At 64.0% G+C, this 14,207-nt stretch carries 11 protein-coding genes; 7 read left to right on the top strand and 4 right to left on the bottom strand.

Going from position 1 to position 14,207, the window contains the following annotated elements; all coding sequences use genetic code 11:
• Window positions 1-40: 40 nt before the first annotated feature.
• Together SJY33_RS10900 and SJY33_RS10895 are read right to left on the bottom strand one after the other, a co-directional pair.
• On the bottom strand, window positions 41-2,800 hold the full coding sequence (locus tag SJY33_RS10900) for a [protein-PII] uridylyltransferase (RefSeq protein ID WP_379922783.1): 2,760 nt from the start codon (window positions 2,798-2,800) through the stop codon (window positions 41-43).
• 9 nt (window positions 2,801-2,809) lie between these two features.
• Window positions 2,810-4,525, bottom strand: coding sequence for a class I adenylate-forming enzyme family protein (locus SJY33_RS10895; RefSeq protein ID WP_379922782.1), 1,716 nt, complete (start codon window positions 4,523-4,525; stop codon window positions 2,810-2,812).
• Between the two features lie 206 nt (window positions 4,526-4,731).
• Between SJY33_RS10895 and lgt the strand changes: the two genes are divergently transcribed.
• The 3 genes from lgt to SJY33_RS10880 are packed head-to-tail and all read left to right on the top strand — an operon-like array spanning window position 4,732 to window position 8,161.
• On the top strand, window positions 4,732-5,631 hold the full coding sequence (lgt, locus tag SJY33_RS10890; RefSeq protein WP_379922780.1) for a prolipoprotein diacylglyceryl transferase: 900 nt from the start codon (window positions 4,732-4,734) through the stop codon (window positions 5,629-5,631).
• Complete coding sequence (locus SJY33_RS10885) at window positions 5,535-7,742, top strand: class I SAM-dependent methyltransferase (protein WP_379922779.1); 2,208 nt, start codon at window positions 5,535-5,537, stop codon at window positions 7,740-7,742. Before lgt ends, SJY33_RS10885 begins: the two co-directional genes overlap by 97 nt.
• Window positions 7,742-8,161 (top strand): DUF2147 domain-containing protein, encoded by a 420-nt coding sequence (locus SJY33_RS10880; protein ID WP_379922778.1) that lies wholly within the window; start codon window positions 7,742-7,744, stop codon window positions 8,159-8,161. Before SJY33_RS10885 ends, SJY33_RS10880 begins: the two co-directional genes overlap by 1 nt.
• A gap of 81 nt (window positions 8,162-8,242) precedes the next feature.
• On the opposite strand, the gene SJY33_RS10875 is transcribed toward SJY33_RS10880, so the two are convergent.
• A complete protein-coding gene (locus SJY33_RS10875) occupies window positions 8,243-9,784 on the bottom strand; it encodes an ABC transporter permease/substrate-binding protein (RefSeq protein ID WP_379922777.1) in 1,542 nt (513 codons plus the stop codon).
• Window positions 9,784-10,566 carry an ATP-binding cassette domain-containing protein gene (locus SJY33_RS10870; RefSeq protein WP_379922776.1) on the bottom strand — a complete coding sequence of 261 codons (783 nt, stop codon included), beginning with the start codon at window positions 10,564-10,566 and terminating at the stop codon, window positions 9,784-9,786. Before SJY33_RS10870 ends, SJY33_RS10875 begins: the two co-directional genes overlap by 1 nt.
• A 113-nt stretch (window positions 10,567-10,679) precedes the next feature.
• Here SJY33_RS10870 and SJY33_RS10865 point away from each other — a divergent pair, with 113 nt between their 5' ends.
• The 4 genes from SJY33_RS10865 to SJY33_RS10850 are packed head-to-tail and all read left to right on the top strand — an operon-like array spanning window position 10,680 to window position 14,141.
• Window positions 10,680-11,858 carry an acyl-CoA dehydrogenase family protein gene (locus SJY33_RS10865; protein ID WP_379922775.1) on the top strand — a complete coding sequence of 393 codons (1,179 nt, stop codon included), beginning with the start codon at window positions 10,680-10,682 and terminating at the stop codon, window positions 11,856-11,858.
• Window positions 11,859-11,917: 59 nt separating this feature from the next.
• A complete protein-coding gene (locus SJY33_RS10860) occupies window positions 11,918-12,175 on the top strand; it encodes an alkylphosphonate utilization protein (protein WP_379923575.1) in 258 nt (85 codons plus the stop codon).
• Window positions 12,172-12,537 (top strand): hypothetical protein, encoded by a 366-nt coding sequence (locus SJY33_RS10855; protein WP_379922774.1) that lies wholly within the window; start codon window positions 12,172-12,174, stop codon window positions 12,535-12,537. The genes SJY33_RS10860 and SJY33_RS10855 overlap by 4 nt, the downstream gene beginning before the upstream one ends.
• Window positions 12,534-14,141, top strand: a complete 1,608-nt coding sequence (locus SJY33_RS10850) for a carboxyl transferase domain-containing protein (RefSeq protein ID WP_379922773.1) — start codon at window positions 12,534-12,536, stop codon at window positions 14,139-14,141. The genes SJY33_RS10855 and SJY33_RS10850 overlap by 4 nt, the downstream gene beginning before the upstream one ends.
• The last annotated feature ends 66 nt before the right edge of the window (window positions 14,142-14,207 follow it).

Below are 14,207 nucleotides of genomic sequence, written 5' to 3'. Positions count from 1 at the left end.
CTTTCCCGCATTCATCATGAATTTTCATCGGGTGTGGCATTTAGGCCTGTTCCAGCTGCCTTTGGCGCTGATCGCTGGCCGCGGCAAGCAGCGCGGCTTCGATTTCGGCCTGTCGTTCGGGCGCCTTGATTTTCGATGCGGTCAGATCGGTCACGTAGAACGTATCGGCTGCCGCTTCGCCATAAGCTGTGATGTGCGCCGAATGGACGATCAGGTTGGCCTTGTACAGCGCATGAGCCAGGCGGTTGAGCAAAGCGGGCCGATCGCGGGCGGTCACTTCGATCACCGTGAAGTGGTTCGATGCATCATTGTCGAAGCCGACACGGGGAGCCACGTCGAACGCCTTGGCACGCGAATGGGCAAGCGGGCGCGCGGCCAGTTTGGGCACCAGTTCAACCTGTGCGAGCAGTGCGTCGCGGATGCCCTTGTCGATCCGCGCCATCTGCGCCTCTTCCCGGAAGGGCTGCCCGTTCTGATCCTGCACAAGGAAGTTGTCGACGGCAAAACCGCTGCGCGCGGTATGAATGCGCGCATCGATGATGTTGGCACCCGCCAAGTGGATGCCGCCTGCCATACGGTAAAACAGGCCGGGGTGATCGGCCGCAATCACGCTGACGCGGGTGGCGCCGCGGGTCTCGTCCACCTCGCAGTGAATGGACAAGGCATCGCCGATCGCTTCGGCGGCGTCATATTGGACCAGATTGCTGGCGATGATGTCTTCCGGCTCGGCGATCCAGTAGGCATCGCCCAGCAATGCGCCAACGCTGTTGACGAGGTGATCGGACGCGCCGAGCAATTGCGCCACCGCATCTTTCTTGGCGGTGACGCGGCCTTTGCGCCCATGACCCTTGTGCCCCAGCCGAAGCCGTTCCTGCGTGGCATCGTAGAGTTCGCCCAGCAACTGGCCTTTCCAGCTGTTCCACGTCCCCGGCCCCACCGCGCGGATATCGACCGCGGTGAGGATGGCGAGATTGCGCAGGCGTTCAAGACTTTGGACTTCGCCGGCAAAATCCTCGATCGTCTTGGGATCGGTCAAGTCGCGCTTTTGCGCGGTGCGGCTCATCAGGAGATGTTGCAGCACCAGCCAGGCAACCAGCCCGGTTTCCTTGTCGTCCAGTCCGAAGCGCGGGCATAGCCGGTGCGCAACGTCGGCCCCCAGCACCGAATGATCGCCGCCCCGGCCCTTGGCGATATCGTGCAGCAACACCGCGACATACAGCGCCCGGCGCGAGGCCAGCTTGGGAAATTCGCGGGTGGCACGCGGATGATCGGCTTGTAGCAATCCGCGCTCGATCTGGCTGAGCAGTCCGATGGCACGGATCGTGTGTTCATCCACCGTGTAGTGGTGGTACATATCGAACTGCATCTGCGCGTTGACCCGGCCGAAGTCGGGCACGAACCGTCCGAACACGCCGGTTTCGTTCATCCAGCGCAGCGCGGTTTCGGGGTCCTTGCGCCCGGCCAGCAGATCAAGGAACAGCGCATTGGCGCGCTTGTCGCGGCGCACCTTGCCATCGATCAATTTGGCATCGCGCCCCGCCTGCCGCATGGTTTCGGGGTGAACTTCCAGCCCTTCGGCCTCGGCCAGCTGAAACACCTCGATCAAACGGACAGGATCGGCGCGGAACCAGTCATCGCCCGGCGCGCGCAGCCGTCCGCCATCGACGGTATAGCCTTTGAACATGCGCGGCCGCTGCGTCCATCCGGCAAAAAAGCCCGTGCGCGGGCGCTTCTTGGCGAATTCCTCGTCAAGGTGCGACAGGAACACGCCCGTCAGGCTGCCGACGCGCTTCACCTGCAAGAAGTAGTATTGCATGAACCGTTCGACCGCGCTTTTCCCCGGGCGGTCAGCAAAGTGCATGCGTTCGGCCACGGCGCGTTGCAGATCGAAGGTCAGACGGTCTTCGGCACGGTCGGTTATCAGGTGCATGTGGCAGCGTGCCGCCAGCAGAAACCCTTCGGCCCGGCGGAAGCTGCGATATTCATTGGCAGTCAGAAGGCCGACATCGACCAGTTCCGCCGCCGCGCCGACCCGGTGGACATATTTGCCGATCCAGTAGAGCGTTTGCAGATCGCGCAGACCGCCCTTGCCTTCCTTGACGTTGGGTTCGACGACATAGCGGCTGTCACCCATGCGTTTGTGCCGCGCATCGCGTTCAGCCAGCTTCAGCGTCAGGAACTGCCGTTCGCTGCCCTTGACCACTTCGTTCCAGAAGCGGCTGCGCAGTTCTTCGTACAAAGCCTGTTCGCCCCACACCAGCCGCCCTTCAAGCAAGGCGGTGCGGATCGACAGGTCTTCCTTTGCCATGCGCACGGTATCGGCAACGGTGCGGCTGGAATGACCCACCTTGAGGCCCAGATCCCACAGCAGATAGAGCATTGTCTCGATCACCTGCTCGCACCAGGGCGCGCGCTTGCCGGGGGTGATGAAGGCGACATCGACATCCGAATGGGGCGCCATCTCGGCGCGTCCGTAACCCCCCACCGCCAGGATCGCGAGCCGTTCGCCCTGCGTGCGGCCAGCGGCGGGGTAGAGATGCGTGGTGACGTGATCGTAAATCACGCGCAGCAGCTGATCCATCAGGAAGCTGAAACCGGCCGTCACCTCATGCCCGGCCGAAGGCGCCTCGGACAACCGGCGGGCCAGTTCGGTCCGCCCGGTGTCCAGCGCATCGCGCAGCGCCTTGACGATGTCGGGACGCGCGCCTTCGCCGCCGGCCTTGTGCAAGGCCGCGATAGCCTCGGCCAGCAAACGCCGATCGATGATGGCGCGCTGGCCCAAGACCCGCCTAGGCGACATGCCGCAGCCTCATGCCGACACTGCTTCGGACAGGAAATGCGCCTTGACGCTGCGCTTGTCGATTTTTTGCGTGCCCAGACGCGGCAGCGCTTCGCTGGCCATCCAGATCTGCGTTTCAAGCGGCACCTTGAAGGGGGCGATCCGTTCGAGCAGGAAGGCGCGCAGTTCAGCCGGGCTGATTGGTGCGCGACCATCCTTCATCGTGTACACCGCTGCGGGCACTTCGCCGTAGCGATCATCGGGAAGTCCGAATACCGAACATTCGCCGATGTCATCGTGCGCGTAGATTGCATCTTCCACCTCGATGCAGGAAATGTTCTCCCCGCCGCGGATGATGATGTCCTTCTTCCGGTCGACGATGAAGAGATACCCGTCTTCGTCCAGAAAACCCAGATCGCCGGTGCGGAAATAGCCATCATCGGTAAAGGCTGCCGCGGTTGCTTCGGGGTTTTTCCAATAGCCGCGGAAATTGGCGACCGAGCGGATGCAGACTTCGCCCACTTGACCCTGCGCGAGCGGATTGCCCAGATCATCAAGGATCGCCATGTCCACCAACGGCTTGCTGGGGCGCCCGGTCGACCCGGGCTTGGCCAGGTAGTTCTCGTTGAAATTGCCGCAGCCCACCGCGTTGGTTTCGGTAAGGCCATAGCCCAGCAGCGGGAAGCTGCCGGGGAAGGCTTCCTTGATCCGGGTGACGTGTTCGACCGGACGCGGCGCGCCGCCCGCAGCGAAACTTTTGCAGGCCGACAGGTCGTATTTTTCGCGATCGGGGTGATTGGCGATCTCATAGCTCATCAGCGGAACGCCGACGAAATAGCTGACCTGTTCTTCTGCCATCAGGCGGATCGCCAGTCCTGCGTCCCATTTGGGCATCAGCACCAATTTGCGGGCGATGGCGAAGCTTTGCAGAAACAGCGGCACTTCGCCCGTGACATGGAACAAGGGCACCGCGACCAGCGCGCAGGGCTGGGTGGTCATCGGGCCTTCCTGGCTTTCGACATGCACCTTGGCCATCGCCGACTGGGCGACATAATTCATCACCCCGTTCACCACACCGCGGTGATCCGACCACGCGCCCTTGGATTTGCCGGTCGAACCTGAGGTGTAGAGAATCGTGGCAATATCATCCGGCCCCAGCGTGCCCAGCATCGTCATCGCGACACTGGTCGCTTCGGGCTGCATCCACGCGTCAGCAAGCCCTTCGGACGGCGCATCGCCGTGCGTGAACGGCACGATTTTTGCCGGGTGGTCGTGCCCGTCAAGCCGTGCGGCGCGGCCTTCATCGGCCAGCAACACCTTGCATTCGGCCAGATCCAGCCCGTAGGCCAGTTCATCACCCGAAGAAAATCCGTTGAGCAGCGTGGCGCAACCGCCCGCCATCAGGATGCCCATGTAAGCGATCATCCAGTTGGCCGAATTGCGCGCTGCCAACCCGACCCGGTCGCCTTTCTGGACGCCGTGCCGCTTGACCAGACCTTCAGCCACACAGGTCGCCGCAGCATAGGCCTGACCGAATGTCAGCCGGATATCACCATCGACGATGAAGGGCACATCCTTGTGTTCATTGCAGAAATGCGCAAAATAATGGGCGAGGCTCGGCGGCGCTCCGGCGAAAGCGGGCATCTCCACACCATCGCGGTTGAAGGGCACGGTGGCGAAGGGCTGATCCTCGGCGGTGAGGCCGGTGATGATCGCTTCGAGCGCATTGTCCAGCTGGGTGGGCATGCGGTGATGTTCCTCTCTCTCGTGTTATGGCAACTGCCCGGGCTGTTTACCCATCACAAATTGCCTGTCCCATTTCGTCCGGTGGTTCCCGGCCTCTTCCCCTGCCCCGGTTGCTGTGCCAGAAGCGCCAGCGCGACCGGGGCCAAGGACGAGGCCATTTCGGGCCCGCCGATACGGCATCTCATTGTCAATAAGAGGTTCGCTCCGTGCTGTCACTACTTGCCGCAAGCGGCGCTGCCGATCCGATCTACTGGACCGAGCTTGGGCTTTCGCCGGGCATCGATCTGGGCTTCTTCACGCTGCGCTATTATTCGCTCGCATACCTGATCGGGTTGGTGTTCGCCTATTGGCACACCTCGCGCATGCTCAAGGAACCCGGCGCGCCGATGGCGCAGCGCCATGCCGATGACCTTTTCACCTATTGCATTCTGGGGGTGATTTTCGGCGGGCGACTGGGTTACGCGCTGTTCTATACCGGGGGCGAGACGGGCATTCCGTCGGCGTTCACCGACTTTTCCGGCGACGGGTTTGTCTCGTGGCAATTGCTGCGTTTGTGGGACGGCGGGATGAGCTTCCACGGCGGTCTGGCAGGCGTCACCGCAGCGATGGGTTACGTCGCGTGGCGCGACAAGCTGAGGTTCATCCGCGTTGTCGACTATGTATCGGTGGGCGTGCCGATGGGGATGCTGCTGGGCCGGCTGGCAAACTTCGTCAATGGCGAACTGTGGGGCCGGGGGCCGACCGATGTACCTTGGGCGATGGTGTTTCCCACCGCCGATGACCTGCCACGCCACCCCAGCCAGCTGTATCAGGCGGGCTTAGAAGGTCTGGCGATGCTGGTCATCATGATGGCGCTGTTCTGGCTGACCCGCGCGCGTTACCGGCCGGGATTGCTGGCGGGGGTATTTACACTCGGCATGGGGCTGGCGCGCTTCATCAACGAATTTTTCCGCCAGCCTGATCAACAACTGGCTGACTTTGCAGCCCGGACCGGGTTATCAATGGGGCAATGGCTAACGATACCGCTTATCCTGACTGGGTTGATTGTCGTGCTTTACGCGCTGCGGAAGCAGCCGCTGGCAACGGGGACGGCAGCGCCGGCCTGACCGAAGCGCCCGGCGTATGGCGCAGTGCGTTCCGGCTGGTTGACCCGGCGCCGGCGCCCAAGCCCGCGCCCGACGATGGTCAAGCCGCCGAACGTGCCGGGCGGGCACAGGCACAAGAACAGGCTGCGGCTGCCGCCGCCCAAGCCGCTGCCGAAGCTGCCGCGCGCGAACAGGCCAAGGCCGAAGCCCGCGCCCGCAGCGAAGCGGCAGCCCGCGGCAAGGCCGAAGCGCTCGCCCGCGCCAAGGTTGAGGCTGAGGAACGCATCCGCCTTCTGAAAGAAACCCGTCTGCGCGAAAAGGCCGAGGCTGAAGCCCGCGCCAAGGCGGAACGCGATGCACGCGAACAGGCCGCCGCACAGGCCCGGGCGCGCAAGCAGGCCGAAGCCGAAGCCCGCATGCGCGTCGAAGCCGAAGCCCGTGCCAAAGCTGCGGAGGAAGCGCGGCTGCGCAAGGAGGCCAAGGCCCGCGAAATCGCCGAAGCCAAAGCCCGAGCCGAAGCTGAGGAAGAGGCGCGGCGTGCAGCTGAAGCGGCCGCTGCGGCTGCCAAGGCCGCCGCCGAAGAACAGGCGCGCCGCGAAGCCGAGGAGCGCGCCCGGGTCGAAGCCGAAGCGAAGGCCAAGGCTGCCGAAGAAGCCCGTCTGCGCAAGGAAGCCGAAGCCCGTGCACGCGCACTTGCCAAGGCGAAAGCCAAGGCGGAAGCCGAAGCCCGCGCCCGCGCGGCTGCCGAAGAAAAATCCCGCCGCCAAGCGGAGGAACAAGCTCGCCGCGAAGCCGAAGCCAAAGCACGCGCCGAAGCTGAGGCCCGCGCCAAGGCAGAAGCCGAAGCCAGAGCCAAGGCAGCGGCGGAAGAACAGGCCCGGCGCGCTGCCGAAGCCAAAGCCCGCGCCGAGGCCGAGGCCCGTGCCAAGGCCGAAGCTGAGGAACAGGCGCGGATCGCTGCTGCCGATGTGGCCCGGATCGCAGCCGAAGAACAGGCCCGGCGCGAGGCTAAAGAAGCCGCCGCTGCGGAAGCCGCCGCCGCTGCCGCCGAACAGGCCCGGCTTGAAGCCGAGGTGCTCGCCCGCGCGCAGGTCGATGTGCCCGCAACGCTGCGCCGACTGATCCGCGAAACCGGCCCCATCAGCCTTGCGCAATATATGGGGGAAAGCAACGCGCGCTATTACGCCAGCCGCGACCCCCTTGGCGAACAGGGCGATTTCATCACCGCTCCCGAAGTCAGCCAGATGTTCGGCGAATTGATCGGATTGTGGCTGGCCGATCTATGGGTGCGGATGGGCAGCCGCAAACGCATCCACTACGTCGAACTTGGCCCCGGCCGCGGCACGCTGGCCAGCGATGCGTTGAACGCGGCGCGCCGGTACGATTTTGCGCCGGAGATTCATTTCGTCGAAACATCGGCAACCCTGCGCGCAATCCAGCGCGAGGCGTTTCCGGGATGTCATCATCATCACGACATTTCGTCGCTGCCCGATGATGCTCCGCTGCTGATTGTTGCCAATGAATTTTTCGATGCGCTGCCGGTGCATCAGTTGGTGCGATCAGCCGATGGCTGGTTCGATCGGCTGGTGGGGCTGGATGGCGATGCCTTCACCTTCATGGCCGGCCGCGAACGGATGGATCATCTGGTCCCGCCCAGCTGGATCACCGCCGCACAGGGCGCGATGATCGAAACAAGCCCTGCATCCGTGGCCTTGATGGCCGACATTGCCCAGCGCCTGAAGGCGCAGGGCGGCGCGGCGTTGGTGATTGATTACGGGCACATGGAGCTGCGATCGGGTTCAACCGTGCAGGCGCTCAAGGCGCATCAGAAGGTCGATATCTTCGCGCATCCGGGCGATTCGGATCTGACTGCGCACGTCGATTTTGAACTGCTGAAACAGGTCGCCGAAGATAATGGGGCCGATGTGATGGGGCTGACCTATCAGGGCGAATGGCTGCGTCAGATGGGAATCGACACCCGGTTGGAAGCGCTTCAGCGGCGCAATCCTTATGAAAAGGACAAGATCCGGCGGCAGCGCGACCGCCTGGTCGAAGACAATCAGATGGGCACTTTGTTCAAGGTTCTGGGGATCTGCGGTCGGCGCTGGCCATTCGGGGTCGGGTTCGACTGATGGTGCAATGGCGGATGATGGTGTTGGCGATCAGTATACTGCTGGCAGGAAGGGCTGATGCGGCTGACGCTGTGGCCGGGCGCTGGCTGACGGCGGAAAAGGACGCGGTGATTGTGATCGCCCCTTGCGGAACTGCGCTGTGCGGCACGATCGAAAGGTTCCTTATCCCCCCGCCGCAGGGCAATGACCAGCGCGATGTCAACAACCCCGATCCGGCCCGGCGCAGCCGCCGTTTGCTAGGCACAGTGATTCTGTCAGGCCTCAAGGCCGATGGCGCGGTGTGGCGCGGTCAGATCTACGATCCCAACAGCGGCAAAAGCTATCGTTCGATCATCCGCCGCAAAAACGCAGGCGTGCTGGAAGTGAAAGGCTGCATCGGCCCGTTCTGCCAGACGCAGGTGTGGCGAAAGGCGTCTTGATACGCACGGGCTCTGCGACCCGTCATAACTTTGTTTATTCGGCATAATGGGCGCCTCGTTGAGCGACCGTTTCATCGCGATTTACTGCTGTTCGATTGTTTGTGCCAATTGCGCCGCTGCCGTCTTTGGCGTCATCTTTCTGTCATCCTCACGGTCGACGGCCAGATTGGCTTCGCGCATCGCCTCCACGCTGATCGCTCCCAGCAAGGGCTCAAGCGCAGCGATCACCGCCTTGTCGCCTGTAATTCGGGGTGAAAGCATCAGGATTGCATCATAGCTTGGCAGGGCACCTTCAGGGTCTTCCAGCACCACCAGCCTGTCCGCCGCGATCCGCCCGTCCGAGGTGTAGGCGCTGATCACATCGGCCTCGCCCGAAGCGAGCGCGTTGTACATGAAGGTCGGCGCGAAGTTGCGGCTGCGGGCGAACCGCAAGCCATAGGCATCGCGCACCGCGATCCATTCGGGCCGCTCGAAGAATTCGGGATCGCCGCCGACGGTCAGCTGCGGTGCGGCCGCGGCGAGATCGGTGAGCGACGTGATGCCCAGTTGCCGCGCCCGGTCGCTGCGCATCGCAAAGGCATAGGCGTTTTCAAACCCCAGCCGACCCAGCACCGTGACCCCGTTTTCGCGGCTTTCCCATGCACGGATGGTTTCATACATCACATCGCGGCCGGGATTGTCCTTTCGGTTGAGATAGTTCGCCCAGATCGTGCCGGTGTAATCGACCGCGATGTCGATGCTGGAATTGGCGACGGCGCCGTGCACCACCGCGCTGCCCATCCCGTCGCGATATTCGACCGCGTAGCCCGCCGCCTCCAGCCGTGCGCCGATCAATTGCGCAAGGATGTATTGTTCGGAGAACGACTTGGCGGCGATGACGATGCGGCGTTCGGAGGAGCCTGCGCCTTGCGCCCATACAGCGCCGAGAATGCCCAGCGCGACCACCGCGATCCCGCCCAGCGTCATCCACCGCTTGCGGCGCGCCAGCCCCACTTCGATCACCCACAACAGATTGTCCGCCGCCAGCGCCAGCCCTGCGCTGGCAAAGCAGCCGGCCAGCACCAGCGCCCAGTTCTGCGTCTGCAGCCCGGCGAAGATCGGGTCGCCGAGGCTCGGCTGGCCGATGGTGGTGGCGAGCGTTGCCGCGCCGATGGTCCAGACGCTCGCGGTGCGGATGCCCGCCATGATGAAGGGCGCGGAAAGCGGCGCTTCGACCAAGGTCAGCTTCTGCCACTTGGTCATCCCGACGCCATCGGCGGCTTCGAGAACGCCGGGGTCGAGATTGGCCTGCGCGGTGACGGCGTTGCGCAGAATTGGCAGCAGCGCATAAAGCGTCAGCGCCAGCAGCGCGGGCAGGAAGCCCAGCGTGGGCAGGCCCTCGCCGAACACGCTGCGCAAGCTCAGCAGCAGCGGGAAGAACAGCGCCAGCAAGGCCAGCGCCGGAATGGTCTGGACCAGGCTGGCGAGGCTCAGCGCAACACGCGACACCACCTGCGACCGGCTCGCCCATACCGCCAATGGCAGGGCGATCAGGATGGCAAGCCCGATCGCGCTCGCTGACAGCACCACATGTGCAGCCAGCTTGTCGACGAGGCTGGGCAGGATCTCCCAGATGGTTTCCATCAGCGGTCAGCCCCCGTGCTGCTTTCCATCGCGGCGAGCCGTTCGGCCTGTTGGCGCGGCACGGCGACGAGGCCTTGGGCCACTTCTCCACCGGCACCGGTGATCAGGGCATGCGGCGTTTCGTCAGCCACCAATGCGCCCTTGTCCATCACCAGAACCCGGTCGGCGAGCAGCAGCGCTTCGGCCATGTCGTGCGTCACCATCACCGTGGTGAGGCCGAGGCGTTCATGCAATTCGCGCACCTTGTCGCCCAGCGCATCGCGGGTGACCGGGTCGAGCGCGCCGAAGGGTTCGTCCATGATCAGCAGCTCTGGCTCGCCCGCCAGCGCACGTGCCACGCCGACTCGCTGGCGCTGCCCGCCGCTGAGTTCATCGGGCATCCGCTGCCCCAGCACGGGATCGAGTTCCACCAGCGTCAGCAGTTCGGCAATGCGTTCGGGCAGCAGCTTCTCGCCAGTCAGGCGCGGGCCGATCGCGATGTTTTCGGCGACGGTGAGGTGCGGGAACAGGCCGATCCCCTGGAATACATAGCCGACGCGGCGGCGCAGGCGCGCGGGCGGCAGATCCGCCACGTCCTCGCCCGCAAACACCACGCGCCCCTCGCTCGGCGCGACCAGTGTGTTGACCGTCTTCAGCAACGTCGACTTGCCCGAGCCCGATGCGCCGACAAGTGCAACGAAACTGCCAGCCGCAATGTCGCACGTGATACCGGCGACCGCAGTCACGGTGCCGAAACGGCAGATCACGGCCTCGAAGCGGAGCAAGGGCGGCGGAATGTCCATAGTGTCAGGGGTTAGCGAGGTTCTTGGCGCTACACCAGCGTCGCCGATTGGCCTTTGCCCGATCGCTTGCTATGCGGGGTGCGTAGAACATCATTACCCTTGCAGGACATAAAATGCGCGCGACCCCCGATTTCGACTTCCAGCTTGGCGAAGCTGCCACGATGATCCGCGACACTACCGCACGGTTCGCGGATGAACAGATCGCGCCGATCGCGACACGCACCGACCGCGAAGACCGCTTCCCGCGCGAGCTGTGGGAACCGATGGGCGCGCTGGGCCTGCACGGCATCACGGTCGAGGAAAAATGGGGCGGGCTGGGGCTCGGATACCTTGAGCACGTGATCGCGGTCGAGGAAGTCAGCCGCGCGTCTGCCAGCGTCGGCCTCAGCTACGGGGCGCATTCCAACCTCTGCCTCAACCAGATCCGCCGCTGGGGATCGGACGAGCAGCGCGCGAAGTACCTGCCCAAGCTGATCTCGGGCGAACATGTCGGCAGCCTTGCGATGTCCGAAGCGGGCGCCGGCAGCGACGTGGTCTCGATGAAGCTGAAGGCCGAAGCTGGTGCCAAGAACGGAGAATCCGGCTATGTCCTCAACGGCACCAAGTTCTGGATCACCAACGCGCCCGAGGCCGATACGCTGGTGGTCTATGCCAAGACCGATGGCAGCGCGGGCAGCCGCGGGATCACCGCCTTCCTGATCGAAAAGGGCGACGAGGGCTTTTCCATCGGCCAGAAGATTTCGAAGGTCGGCATGAAAGGTTCGCCCACCGCCGAGCTGGTGTTCACTGACTGCTTCATCCCCGAAGACCGGGTAATGGGGCCGGTGAACGGCGGCGTCGGCGTGCTGATGAGCGGGCTGGATTACGAACGCGTGGTGCTTGCGGGCCTTCAGCTCGGCATCATGCAGGCGTGCCTCGACACGGTGATCCCATACCTGCGCGATCGCAAGCAGTTCGGGAAGCCGATCGGCTCGTTCCAGCTGATGCAGGCCAAGGTTGCCGACATGTATGTCGCCCTGCAATCGGCCCGCGCCTACACCTACGCGGTCGCCAAGGCGTGTGACGCCGGGCAGACGACGCGCTTCGATGCGGCGGGCGTGATCCTTCTCGCGTCCGAAAACGCCTTCAAGGTCGCGGCCGAAAGCGTGCAGGCGCTGGGCGGGGCGGGCTACACCACCGACTGGCCGGTGGAGCGCTACATGCGCGATGCGAAGCTGCTCGACATCGGCGCAGGCACGAACGAGATCCGCCGGATGCTGATCGGGCGCGAATTGATCGGGGCGGCGGGGTGAGCGGCCCCGATTACGATTCTGGCGAAGACTACGTCTATGACGAGGCCAGCGGCGAATGGATGGCCGCCTCCGAACTCGCGGCCAAGCAGGCGGCGGAAGACACGGTCGAGGTGCGCGATGCGGTCGGTAACCTGCTCGCCGATGGCGATGCGGTGACGCTGATCAAGGACTTGGAGGTCAAGGGCGCAGGTCAGACGCTCAAGCAGGGCACGCTGATCAAGTCGATCCGCCTGACCGGCGACGCGCAGGAGATCGACTGCAAATATCCCGGCATCAAGGGTCTGGTGCTGCGAGCCGAATTCGTGCGGAAACGGTGATCGCAAAGGCCATCTGGACGCTCGGCTTTCTGATCGGCACGACGACGCATACGCGCGATCTGATCAATTATGGCTGGCTGCCTTATGATTTCCGCCCGCTGCCGTGGAACATTTACTGGACCAGCCTGACCTTCCTTGATCCGGCCGCCGCGCTACTCATCTGGGTCCGGGAACGCTGGGGTATTGTGTTGGGAGCTGCGATCATGGCTTCGAATATTTTGGTGAACGGCTACACCGCATTCGTAGTCGGACACGAAGAGTTCTATTTCGCGCTGAGCCTGCAAAGCGCCTTTGCGATGTTTGTGTTTTGGATGGCTTGGCGGCATTGGCGCAGCAACAAGCAAACGGCAGAGATATCATGACCGCCCCCACGCTCACCACCAAACTCGACCGCGAAAGCCCCGAGGCCAAGGCCCGCTTTGCCCATAATCACGCGCTGGCGCAGGATCTGCGCGCGCGGGTGGCTGAGGCGGCGCTGGGCGGCACCGAAAAGTCGCGCGAGCGCCATGTCTCGCGCGGGAAGCTCCTGCCACGCGAGCGGGTCGAACGGCTGCTCGATCCGGGTTCGCCCTTCCTCGAAGTCGGACAATTGGCGGCCAACGAGATGTACGAGGGCGACGTCAACGGTGCCTCGATCATCTGCGGCGTGGGGCGCGTTGCGGGGCGGCAGTGCATGATCGTGTGCAACGATGCGACCGTGAAGGGCGGCACCTATTACCCGATGACGGTCAAGAAGCACCTGCGCGCACAGGAAATCGCGCAGGAGAACCGCCTGCCGTGCATCTATCTGGTCGACAGCGGCGGTGCGAACCTGCCGCATCAGGCCGAGGTGTTTCCAGATCGCGACCATTTCGGGCGCATCTTCTTCAATCAGGCCAACATGAGCGCGCTCGGCATCCCGCAGATCGCCTGCGTGATGGGCTCCTGCACCGCAGGCGGCGCTTACGTTCCCGCAATGTCGGACGAGAGCGTGATCGTCCGCAATCAGGGCACGATCTTCCTCGCCGGCCCGCCGCTGGTGAAGGCCGCGACGGGCGAGGAGATCAGCGCCGAGGACCTCGGCGGCGGCGATCTGCACGCGAAGAAATCGGGCGTGGTCGATCACCTGGCCGAGAACGACGAACACGCGCTCACCATCGTGCGCGATATCGTCAGCCATCTGGGCGCGAACACCGGCGCGGTGAAGGACGTTGCGCTGAAGGACCCGCGCCCGCCCAAGTTCGACGCCGAAGACCTCTACGCCCTGATCCCCGATGACGTGCGCGCGCCCTATGACGTCAAGGAAGTGATCGCGCGGCTGGTCGACGGCAGCGAATTCCACGAGTTCAAGGCGCATTACGGCAGCACCCTGGTTTGCGGTTTAGCGCATATCTGGGGGATGCCGGTCGCGATCCTCGCCAATAACGGCGTGCTGTTTAGCGAAAGCGCGCAGAAGGGCGCGCATTTCATAGAGCTCGCCTGCCAGAGGCGCATCCCGCTGCTGTTTCTACAGAATATCAGCGGCTTCATGGTCGGCGGGAAATACGAGGCGGAGGGCATCGCCAAGCATGGCGCGAAACTCGTCACCGCGGTTGCGACCGCGAGCGTGCCCAAACTCACCGTGGTGATCGGCGGCAGCTTTGGCGCGGGCAATTACGGGATGTGCGGGCGCGCCTATAGCCCGCGCTTCATGTTCACCTGGCCCAATGCGCGCATCTCGGTGATGGGCGGGGAGCAGGCGGCGAGCGTGCTGGCGACAGTCCACCGCGACGCCGAGAGCTGGGACGCAGACCAGGCCGAGGCCTTCAAGGCCCCGATCCGCCAGAAATACGAGGATGAAGGCAACCCCTACTACGCCACCGCGCGCCTGTGGGACGACGGGGTGGTCGATCCGGTGCAGACCCGCGATGTGCTGGGGCTGGCGCTGGCGGCGTGCTTGGAAGCGCCGATCCCTGAGCGATCTGCGTTTGGTGTGTTCCGGATGTAGTCTGAAACCGCCGCTCTTCCTCTTGCGTAGATAACGCAAGTTAGGCCACAAGCATCCGGCCTTTTG

It is taken from the genome of Erythrobacter sp. R86502, assembly GCF_042466465.1.
Taxonomy (GTDB): Bacteria; Pseudomonadota; Alphaproteobacteria; order Sphingomonadales; family Sphingomonadaceae; genus Erythrobacter.
This window is presented reverse-complemented; position numbering and strand designations above follow the sequence as displayed.

What these genes read in the sequence shown, in the direction of transcription:
- SJY33_RS10900 (WP_379922783.1), bottom strand. Translation starts at nt 2,800, where the DNA reads ATGTCGCCTAGGCGGGTCTTGGGCCAGCGCGCCATCATCGATCGGCGT.
- SJY33_RS10875 (WP_379922777.1), bottom strand. Translation starts at nt 9,784, where the DNA reads ATGGAAACCATCTGGGAGATCCTGCCCAGCCTCGTCGACAAGCTGGCT.
- SJY33_RS10870 (WP_379922776.1), bottom strand. Translation starts at nt 10,566, where the DNA reads ATGGACATTCCGCCGCCCTTGCTCCGCTTCGAGGCCGTGATCTGCCGT.
- SJY33_RS10865 (WP_379922775.1), top strand. Translation starts at nt 10,680, where the DNA reads ATGCGCGCGACCCCCGATTTCGACTTCCAGCTTGGCGAAGCTGCCACG.
- SJY33_RS10880 (WP_379922778.1), top strand. Translation starts at nt 7,742, where the DNA reads ATGGTGCAATGGCGGATGATGGTGTTGGCGATCAGTATACTGCTGGCA.
- SJY33_RS10885 (WP_379922779.1), top strand. Translation starts at nt 5,535, where the DNA reads ATGGCTAACGATACCGCTTATCCTGACTGGGTTGATTGTCGTGCTTTA.
- SJY33_RS10850 (WP_379922773.1), top strand. Translation starts at nt 12,534, where the DNA reads ATGACCGCCCCCACGCTCACCACCAAACTCGACCGCGAAAGCCCCGAG.
- SJY33_RS10860 (WP_379923575.1), top strand. Translation starts at nt 11,918, where the DNA reads ATGGCCGCCTCCGAACTCGCGGCCAAGCAGGCGGCGGAAGACACGGTC.
- SJY33_RS10895 (WP_379922782.1), bottom strand. Translation starts at nt 4,525, where the DNA reads ATGCCCACCCAGCTGGACAATGCGCTCGAAGCGATCATCACCGGCCTC.